This is a genomic window from Mesorhizobium sp. P5_C1 (assembly GCF_054049815.1).
The window spans coordinates 1-7,598 of the sequence record NZ_JBFULQ010000262.1; the positions used below are offsets into that span (position 1 = coordinate 1).

The 7,598-nt window shown below is 60.7% G+C and carries 8 protein-coding genes; 7 read left to right on the top strand and 1 reads right to left on the bottom strand.

Going from position 1 to position 7,598, the window contains the following annotated elements:
• Positions 1-207, bottom strand: a 207-nt coding sequence (locus tag ACXJ7R_RS19615) for a pilus assembly protein N-terminal domain-containing protein (protein ID WP_457153297.1), incomplete at its 3' end; no start/stop codon positions are given.
• Positions 208-513: 306 nt separating this feature from the next.
• Here ACXJ7R_RS19615 and ACXJ7R_RS19620 point away from each other — a divergent pair.
• From ACXJ7R_RS19620 to ACXJ7R_RS19650, 7 genes are all read left to right on the top strand, one after another.
• Positions 514-690: a Flp family type IVb pilin gene (locus ACXJ7R_RS19620; protein WP_184877599.1), complete on the top strand. Its 177-nt coding sequence runs from the start codon at positions 514-516 to the stop codon at positions 688-690.
• 185 nt (positions 691-875) lie between these two features.
• Positions 876-1,394 carry an A24 family peptidase gene (locus ACXJ7R_RS19625; RefSeq protein ID WP_095082371.1) on the top strand — a complete coding sequence of 173 codons (519 nt, stop codon included), beginning with the start codon at positions 876-878 and terminating at the stop codon, positions 1,392-1,394.
• 214 nt (positions 1,395-1,608) lie between these two features.
• Positions 1,609-2,424 (top strand): Flp pilus assembly protein CpaB, encoded by an 816-nt coding sequence (gene cpaB / locus ACXJ7R_RS19630; protein WP_457153293.1) that lies wholly within the window; start codon positions 1,609-1,611, stop codon positions 2,422-2,424.
• Entirely contained in the window at positions 2,421-3,938 is a 1,518-nt protein-coding gene (locus tag ACXJ7R_RS19635; RefSeq protein WP_095082367.1) for a type II and III secretion system protein family protein, read from the top strand. Before cpaB ends, ACXJ7R_RS19635 begins: the two co-directional genes overlap by 4 nt.
• Before the next feature lie 12 nt (positions 3,939-3,950).
• Positions 3,951-4,688 (top strand): CpaD family pilus assembly protein, encoded by a 738-nt coding sequence (locus tag ACXJ7R_RS19640; RefSeq protein ID WP_457153294.1) that lies wholly within the window; start codon positions 3,951-3,953, stop codon positions 4,686-4,688.
• A gap of 43 nt (positions 4,689-4,731) precedes the next feature.
• Positions 4,732-6,015 (top strand): AAA family ATPase, encoded by a 1,284-nt coding sequence (locus ACXJ7R_RS19645; protein WP_457153295.1) that lies wholly within the window; start codon positions 4,732-4,734, stop codon positions 6,013-6,015.
• 29 nt (positions 6,016-6,044) lie between these two features.
• On the top strand, positions 6,045-7,550 hold the full coding sequence (locus ACXJ7R_RS19650) for a CpaF family protein (RefSeq protein WP_457153296.1): 1,506 nt from the start codon (positions 6,045-6,047) through the stop codon (positions 7,548-7,550).
• The last annotated feature ends 48 nt before the right edge of the window (positions 7,551-7,598 follow it).

The window sequence follows — 7,598 nt, forward strand, 5'->3', positions numbered from 1 at the left end:
GTCCTGTACGGAAGCGTCGGCGATTGCCGGATTGCCGACCACGATCGTATCGGCGGGACGCGACAGTTTGACGATCTTGGCCTGGTTCATCGTGACCTCGATGCCGGCCCCGGCCATGGCGGGCGCGACGAAGCTCGCGGCGACAAGAAGCGCAGCAATCACGATTGACGATCTCGGCTGGGCCATTGAGGCGCTCCACGCAAGCAGACTGATCAACGGAACATGAACGAGATTGGTGAACCAACGGTTAAGCGGACACCCCAGCAGAAGGGTGCGGCGTGCCAACTTGATTGCCTGCGGAGCGCGATCTCCCCACCATCGACCCCTGCAAACGGATGGGGCCGGCCGGCATTTAGTGCTGGGTTAACCACGCAATATATTCGAACCGGGAAAGGAATCGGTAAGGCTGTTTATTAAGCCGATCGAAAGAGCTTCTCCCTAGATTGCCAGTATCCGATCAACCAACGCAGAAGTTGACGGAAGTGCTGTAACACGTGGAGTAGGAGCTCTCGAATGTCTAATCTCATCGCACGTTTTGTGAAGGACGAATCCGGCGCGACCGCTATCGAATATGGTCTGATCGCCGCTCTCATCGCGCTCGCCATCATCACTGGCGCTGGCGCGCTCGGCAATGCACTCAACACCAAGTTCCTGGCTATCGGAAACACCCTGAACAGCAGCGGCAGCTAATATTCCGCATAGCTGAGCGCTGAGCGCTGAGCGCTCGGATCACGTTCTGTAGAAGGGCTGCCGCGTGGCGGCCCTTCTCTATTCCGCTGCCAATACCAGTCGCCTTTTCGTTCCGGGCCTCACCAATCGTTAATCGAACATGGCTAGATTGAGCCCTGTGAAATCGGACAATAGGCATAGCGCCGATGCTTGAAGCCCTGATCTTCGTCGTGTTTCCGTTCTGCATGCTGTTTGCCGCGATCTCCGACATGCTGTCGATGACGATCGCCAATCGCGTGCCGGTGCTGCTTGTTGTTGTTTTCGCGCTGGTTGCGCCACTGACGGGTATGGAATGGGCAGCCTATGGCGGACATATCGCCACTGGCGCCCTGGTCCTGGCCGTGACGTTCGGCCTGTTTGCAATGGGTGGCATGGGTGGTGGCGACGCCAAGCTGCTGGCCGCCTCCGCGATGTGGATGGGTCTCAATATACATCTCGTCGAATATCTTGTGGTCTCGACAATCATCGGCGGCCTGCTGACGCTCGCCATCCTCCTCTACCGGAAATCGCTGCTTGCGGCCGTTACCGGCCAAAATCCGTTTCTGCGCCATTTCGCCGAAGAGTCAAATGGGGTTCCCTACGGCATCGCGCTTGGCCTTGGTGGGTTGCTGACCTATCCGGATTCGCCCTTGATGGTCTGGGCGCTGACCAGGCTGGCGACCTGAACACGATCCGATTTCGGTTATCCACCAGCATTGTCGCAGCCGGCTTTCGACAACGCCGGGACGGCCCGTTTTGGCCGGTCAGGCCACATTCCGGCTAATTTATGTAAACGTTAAATTAATCACGATCGTAAGCATTACATTAACCTTGTTTTGACGATTGCCGCTGCAAAGTCCGGCTTGGCTACGTGGTTTGCCAGGGCAAGGGTTCGGACAGATGCCAGCATCGCGATTGATAATTCTGAGCGTGGCGGTGGCCGCGGCGGGTGGTGCCGGTTATGTCGCGAAGAACATGGTGGCACCGCCGCCCCAGATCGTCGTCGATTCCGGGCCCCAGGCGCCGGCGGTGTCGCTGCAGGATGTGCTAGTGCTTTCGGGCGACGTTCCGATGGGCAGTCCGCTCGAGAAAAACATCGCCTGGCAATCCTGGCCCGCCGACGGCATCAACGCGAATTTCATCACCCGCACCGCCGAGCCAGAGGCGCTGGAAAAGCTGAAGGGCTCCGTTGCCCGCGTGGCGATGTACGCCGGAGAGCCTCTGCGGCGTTCCAAGCTGATCGGCGAGGGGCAGAGCTTCATGTCGTCGATCCTGCCTTCCGGCATGCGGGCGGTCGCCACCGCCATCTCGGCCGACACGTCGGCCGGCGGCTTCATTCTTCCCAACGACTTCGTCGATGTCATCATGACCCGCAGGGGCGATGCCAGCGGCGGCGGCGCCACCAGTTTCAACACTGAAACCATCCTCAAGAACATCCGCGTCCTGGCAATCGACCAGACCATTCAGGAGGACGAGGAAGGCAAGAAGACCAGGGTGGGCCAGACAGCCACGCTGGAACTGACACCGCGTCAGGCGGAGATCATCACCGTTGCCCAGCAGATGGCGGATCGCCTGACCCTGGCGCTGCGGGCGGTCGCGGACACCCAGGAAAAGAACCTGGGCGAGGCCGACTATCTCGTTTCCGGCAATGGCCGCAGGGGAACGGTGAGGCTGATCAAGTCGGGCGAAGTTTCCGAAGTGGGGGCAAGGAAATGAGGCTAAGTGGTAAACTGCCGGCAATTGTAGCCGCGGCATTCAGCCTGCTGCTCATCGGGACGAATCTGCAAGGCGTCGTCGAGGCAAAGAACGCGCAGGTCACTGCATCGACGGCAACCCAGCGCGTCAAGCTTGGCCTCAACAAGTCGGTGGTCATCGACCTGCCGAGCGATGCCTACGATATTCTCGTCGCCAACCCGGCGGTTGCCGATGCGGTGACCCGCACCGCAAGGCGTATCTATCTGTTCGGCAAGGCGGTCGGCGAGACGAACATCTTTGTCTTCGGTCCGAATGGCGAGCAGATCGTCAGCCTGGATCTGGCTGTCGAACGCGACGTTGCCGGCCTTGAAGACTATATCAAGCGCTTCATTCCAACGTCGGCAATCAAGGTGGAACTGCTGAATGACAACGTCGTCCTGACAGGGACGGTCGACACGCCGCTGGACGCAAAACGCGCCGTCGACCTGGCGACGATCTTCGTGTCGGGCGGTGAAGCGACCACGGGACAATATTCGCAGACCGCGGCCGGCGGTTCGGCGCAGAACGGTGTCCAGATCGACAATCCGGACCAGGAACGCCGCACCAGTAAGATCGTCAACCTGCTTCAGATCATCGGCGACGATCAGGTCACGCTGAAGGTGACGGTCGCCGAAGTCAGCCGCTCGGTGATGAAGCAGCTCGGCGTCAACATGGTCGGCAGTGGCGGCAGCAACGGCATCAGCTACGGCGCGGTCAGCGACAATTTCACCGGCCTCGGCAAGCAGCTGTCGAATTCGGGCTTCAACATCGGCGCCTCGGGGCTGCAGGCCTATATCAACGCCATGGAGCAGTCCGGCGTCATGAAGACACTGGCTGAGCCGACCTTGACCGCCGTGTCCGGCGAGAAGGCGACCTTCAAGGTCGGTGGTGAATACAACATGGTGAGCGGCGTCTCCCAGAATGTATCGACCGACAACCAGACCGGCCTGAAGACCTACAGCGTCGACAAGATCGAGTACGGCATCGGTCTGGAATTCCAGCCGGTGGTGTTGTCTCCCGGCCGCATAAGCCTGAAAGTCAGAACCTCGGTTTCCGAGCCGACAACGGAAGGGTCGGTTTCTTTTTCCAGTGGCGTGACCAGCCCCGGCATGAATGCCCTGTCACTGCGCAAGCGCCTTGCCGATACGACCGTTGAACTGCCCTCGGGCGGCTCCATGATGATCGCCGGCCTGGTTCGCGACGATGTCAGGCAAGCCGTCAACGGGTTGCCAGGGCTGACAAAGATTCCGGTGCTCGGCGCGCTGTTCCGCAGCAGGGATTTCGTGCGCAACGAAACCGAGCTGGTGATCATCATCACGCCGTATCTCGCACGGCCCGTGGCACGCAACGACCTTGCCAAGCCGGACGACAATTTCAACGCTGCCAGCGATGGCGCCGCCATGTTCCTTGGCAGGGTCAATCGCGTCTACGGCACCATGCAGACTGACAAGCCCAACGGCCGTTACCATGGCGTTGTCGGCTTCATCTACAAATAGGCGGGAGCGGATATGTCTCAGTCAGCATTGAAGGCAAGCACCATCGCCACGACGATGCGCTTTGGCCGTTCGCGGATTTGCGGGCGAGCCGTTCCGGTCCTGGCAATTGCGGTAGCGGCGCTGCTGTCCGGCTGCGCCAATCGCGACAGCGTCACCGTCGGTGCGATTCCGGATGATTATCGTACCAATCATCCGATCGTGATCGCGGAGAAGAACCAGAAGATCGACCTGCCTGTCGGCGCCGGCGATCGCGGCATGACCGGATCGCAGCGCGACACGCTTCTGGGCTTCCTCGACAGCTATGACAAGAGTGCCGCCCCGACGCTGACGATCCAGGTCCCGAGCGGGTCGGCCAACGAGGTCGCCGCGACGGCGGCGGCCCGCGATTTCGCCCGGCTCGCGGTCGCCGCCGGTGTCAAGCGCAACCGGGTCGTCGTCACCTCCTATCAGGCCGCCTCGAGCGAGATCTCCTCGCCGGTTCGCGTCTCCTTTGTCTCGGTCAGAGCCCAGACCGACAAATGCGGACGCTGGCCAGCTGACCTGGTCGAGACCTCGGAAAACAAGCATTATGCCGACTTCGGCTGCTCCTATCAGAACAATCTCGCCGCGCAGATGGCCAACCCGGCCGATCTGCTCGGCCCGCGCAAATCTACCGACATCGATGCTGAAAATCGCGGCGCGGTGATCGATGTCTACCGTCAGAGGGGCATCTCGGGCGAGTTCCTTAGCAATTCGGAAGTAGATTTCTGAGCCGCCGTCTCGGACAGAACAGGCCACGCGAAAGAGTATGATCATGAGCAACCTTGCCTACGACGCCCCGGTGGATGGCAGCGATACTTCGCAGCAAGACATCGCCGCGATGCAGGCATTGCGGCCGATCCCGCGCATCTCGATCCAGGCATTCTGCGAGACCGAGGGCGTTGCAAATCCGGTCGAGCGCGCCGGCGAGGACCGCCGCATGACGAAGGCGCATCTCAAGGTCCATATGGGCGGCGTCCCCACCGCCATCGAATTCTATCAGTCGGCGCCGACGCCCAATCTTATCCTGCTGGAATCGCGCAGCGAGCCGAAGCAATTGCTGGAGCAACTCGCCCAGCTCTCGGAATATTGCGATCCGACCTCGAAGGTGGTGGTGATAGGTCATTACAATGATGTCGGTCTCTATCGCGAGCTCATCCGCTCCGGCATTTCCGAATATGTGATCGCACCTGTGTCGATGGCTGACATCGTCAGCGTGGTGTCGTCGATTTTCATTGATCCGGAAGCCGAGCCGCTCGGCCGCTCGATCGCCTTTGTCGGCGCCAAGGGCGGCGTCGGTTCCTCCACGATTGCCCACAATGTGGCCTGGGCGATGTCCACCCTGTTCAAATCCGAGGTGGTCGTCGCCGATCTCGACCTCGCTTTCGGTACGGCCAACATCAATTTCGACCGGGATCCGGCGCAAGGCATCGCCGAGGCGGTGTTTTCGCCGGAGCGCATCGATGAAGTATATCTCGACCGTCTGCTGACCCAGTGCGCCGAACACCTGTCGCTGCTGGCAGCCCCTTCGACGCTCGAAAGGGTCTATGACTTCGATCCCGAAGCCTTCGCGCAGCTCATCGACACCGCCCAGCGCAGCGTGCCGCTACTGGTGCTCGATATTCCCCATGCCTGGACGGGCTGGACCAAGAACACGCTGATCAAGGCCGACGAGATCGTCATCACGGCGACGCCGGAACTGGCCAATCTGCGCAACACCAAGAACATGGTCGACATGTTGAAGCGGCTTCGTCCCAACGACCCGCCGCCGAAGCTGATCATCAACCAGGCCGGCGTCCCCAAGCGCCCGGAGATTTCACCGTCCGATTTCACCGAGCCGCTCGGCCTGACGCCAATGTCGGTCATTGGCTTTGATCCGTTGCTGTTCGGCAATGCCGCCAACAACGGGCGCATGCTTGGCGAAATGGATGCCAAGAACTCGGTTGTCGCGATGATCAACGAAATCGCGCACGTGCTGACTGGGCGCAGTGAAATCAAGACGAAGAAGAAGGCAGGGCTTGGCAATCTGCTTGGCAGGCTCTCGCGCAACAAGAAATGACGTTTCAGCGGTGGAATCGGTAGCAGATCATGTTTGGTAAAAGAGGCAGCGACGACGGAAACCGGTTCACGCCGGAATTTCGCCAGCCGGCACCGACCCCGGTTGCGCCGGCGGCCGTAAGTTCTGCGGATACGGCGGTGCTTGCCCGCCCCGCTGCGCCTCCGCCAAGCGCACCTGTCGCGCCGCCGGCGCGCCGCACAATCGATGCGCCGTCATCGGCACCGGACCTGAAGCGGGTCCAACGCGAAAAGAGCGAATCCTATTACGACACCAAGAGCCAGGTTTTCTCCGCGCTCATCGACACCATCGATCTGTCGCAGCTCTCCAAGCTTGATCCCGAAAGCGCACGCGAAGAAATTCGCGACATCGTCAACGACATCATCGCGATCAAGAATTTCGCGATGACGATCRCTGAGCAGGAGGAACTTCTCGAGGACATCTGCAACGATGTGCTCGGCTATGGGCCACTCGAGCCGTTGCTGGCGCGCGATGACATCGCCGACATCATGGTCAACGGCTCCAAGAACGTCTACATCGAAGTCAACGGCAAGGTCGAACAGACCGGCATCCGCTTTCGCGACAACCAGCAGCTCCTCAACATCTGCCAGCGCATCGTCAGCCAGGTTGGCCGCCGTGTCGACGAATCCAGCCCGATCTGCGACGCGCGTCTTCCCGACGGTTCACGCGTCAACGTCATCGCGCCGCCGCTCTCCATCGACGGTGCCACGCTCACCATCCGCAAATTCAAGAAGGACAAGCTGACCCTGGATCAGCTGGTCAGGTTCGGCGCCATCTCACCGCAGGGAGCCGAAGTTCTCAAGATCATCAGTCGTGTTCGCTGCAACATCGTCATCTCGGGCGGTACCGGCTCGGGCAAGACGACTCTGCTCAACTGCCTGACCAACTATATCGACCGCGAGGAGCGCGTCATCACCTGCGAGGACTCGGCCGAGCTGCAATTGCAGCAGCCGCATGTCGTGCGCCTCGAAACCCGCCCGCCCAATCTGGAGGGCGAGGGTGAGGTAACGATGCGTGACCTGGTCAAGAACTGCCTGCGCATGCGTCCCGAGCGCATCATCGTCGGCGAAGTGCGCGGACCCGAGGTGTTCGACCTTCTGCAGGCGATGAACACCGGCCATGACGGTTCGATGGGAACGATCCACTCGAACAGCCCGCGCGAGTGCCTGAACCGTATCGAATCCATGATCGCGATGGGCGGTTATTCGCTGCCTCAGAAAACCGTGCGCGAAATCGTCGTCGGCTCCATCGACGTGATCATCCAGGCGGCGCGCCTGCGCGATGGATCGCGTCGCATCACCCACATCACCGAGGTGATCGGCATGGAGGGCGACGTCATCATCACGCAGGATATCGTCCTCTATAACATCAAGGGCGAGGACGCCAATGGCAGGCTGCTGGGAGAGCATGTATCGACCGGCATCGGTCGTCCGCATTTCTGGGACCGGGCTCGCTACTATGGCGAGGAGCAGCGCCTCGCCACTGCGCTCGAAGCGATGGAGAAACGCGCTGACTGACGGCGTGAGGGTTCTGGCCAATGTTTGGAATTGACGGCACAGTACTGG